The sequence below is a fragment of the Psychromonas hadalis ATCC BAA-638 genome (genome assembly GCF_000420245.1).
In the GTDB taxonomy this organism is placed as follows: domain Bacteria; phylum Pseudomonadota; class Gammaproteobacteria; order Enterobacterales; family Psychromonadaceae; genus Psychromonas; species Psychromonas hadalis.
Window position 1 is genome coordinate 1 of sequence record NZ_ATUO01000311.1, and the last position, 1,701, is coordinate 1,701.

The 1,701-nt window shown below is 35.1% G+C and carries 2 protein-coding genes; one reads left to right on the top strand and one right to left on the bottom strand.

Annotation, left to right across the window (positions count from 1 at the left end; translation table 11 throughout):
* The first annotated feature begins 226 nt into the window (after nt 1-226).
* On the top strand, nt 227-457 hold the full coding sequence (locus G322_RS23620; protein ID WP_156874005.1) for a hypothetical protein: 231 nt from the start codon (nt 227-229) through the stop codon (nt 455-457).
* Nucleotides 458-1,040: 583 nt separating this feature from the next.
* On the opposite strand, the gene G322_RS21520 is transcribed toward G322_RS23620, so the two are convergent.
* Nucleotides 1,041-1,701 (bottom strand): SHOCT domain-containing protein (locus G322_RS21520; protein ID WP_211217186.1); only part of this gene is annotated, 661 nt, incomplete at its 5' end.

Genomic DNA, 1,701 nt, shown 5'->3' on the forward strand with positions numbered 1-1,701 from the left:
ACCGTGCAAAACCTATTCGTGGTGAAACATAAAAACCTGATTTGGCGAAACGCAAAGGTTTTGCTCTAAAGCTAAGTTTTAAAAACATCTAACGCCTTGCTAAGCGGATAAAAATAGTTGGTTAAAATCGCGCAGCGATAACCAACTGTTTTTATTCCGTTTAAGCAACTTGTTATGTGTTTAAGTATCGCTACCAACAAAACCAGTGCCTTTAGCTCGGACCTTCATGTTCTCTTTATTACATGGAGTCATTGCTCCGCAAGATGGGCAATTAACAATATTGCCAGCTAGCATTGATGTATCAAATGAAGACGTATCTCCAAATGAAATTGGAGACGGAAACCATGTTTCACAACCAGATTTTAAACACTTAATTAGTATTTCGTTAATTTGTGACATTTATATTTTTCCTATATTTGTAGTTACAATAATGATTAGCGTTATTGCTAACCGATAAAATTTCATTGACACATAACGCCCAATTAAGCGGACTAAAATTGTTGGCTATAATGTGTAGCGAAGCGAAACTGAGCCAACTGTTTTAGTTCCGTTTAAATTGCTTGTTAGTTGCCTTTTGGACAATGCTACCGCCAGCAATAACTTGCTGATTTTCGGTAACTTTACCGTTTATAGGGTTCAGAAACTAGTACCAACATTTGAAAACATGACACATTCAATGTTTAACAAGCAGAAACTGAAAATAGAATTTCCGCTAGTGACCAAGGCCAAGATAATGGAGCCATAATTTACTTTGCATTCTGATATTAAACTCTGCTCTGGCGACTATTAGCAAATAGTAATTCACAACGGAATGAGCGTATTTGAAACAACCGCAACGCACCAATTTATGAACACAAAACAACTCACCAAAACTCAACTACACAATTCAAAAACTAAATAGTGCAATAGGATTCAAGGCAGACTAACGCCCAATTAAGCGGACTAAAATTGTTGGCTATAATGTGTAGCGAAGCGAAACTGAGCCAACTGTTTTAGTTCCGTTTAAATTGACTTGTTAGGCTTTGAATTCGAATTATTATTTAGATTTCATTAAGTATTCGTTCTTTCTGTTTTTTGTATTCTTCACTGGTTATTGCTCCAGATTTATACAATTTATTTAGAGTATTGATTCGGGAGCTAATATTATTATCATTTTTATTTGACTCTCCACCTTTTATTGCAGTAGTTTCACGATACTTTTTCAAAAAGTCTCTACCAATAGCGACGACTTCACCATCAACAATAATTATCGGGCGAGCTTGGTACTCCAAAATCGGAGTGAATATAGGGTGTTTTTTAACTAAATAATGCAAAATAATAGTATTTTCAATCAACTCTGTTTTCCATGGGTTATTCAGAGGCCCATCCCGAACTTCTGTAGTGTCACTACCCATGATTTCCCTTACTTGTTGCTCAGTAAACCCTTGAGAAATTTTAGTGATGTTTTTAGCATTGAGTGACAACATTTCTTTATACGGAATTTCATCGGCATTTGCGTTGAAACAAAAGCTAATTAAAAGTACATATAAACATTTGTAGTTTAATTTCATTATGAGCCCTTTAATTATGGTAATAAATAAATTGGATAAATGTATACACAAAAAGCCTAACGCCTCGTTAAGCGGATAAAAATGGTTGGCTATAATCGCGAAGCGATGGCCAACTGTTTTTATTCCGTTTAAACGACTTGTTAGTTGCCTT

Coding starts and splice junctions, on each gene's coding strand:
- G322_RS23620 (WP_156874005.1), top strand. CDS start 227: ATGTTCTCTTTATTACATGGAGTCATTGCTCCGCAAGATGGGCAATTA.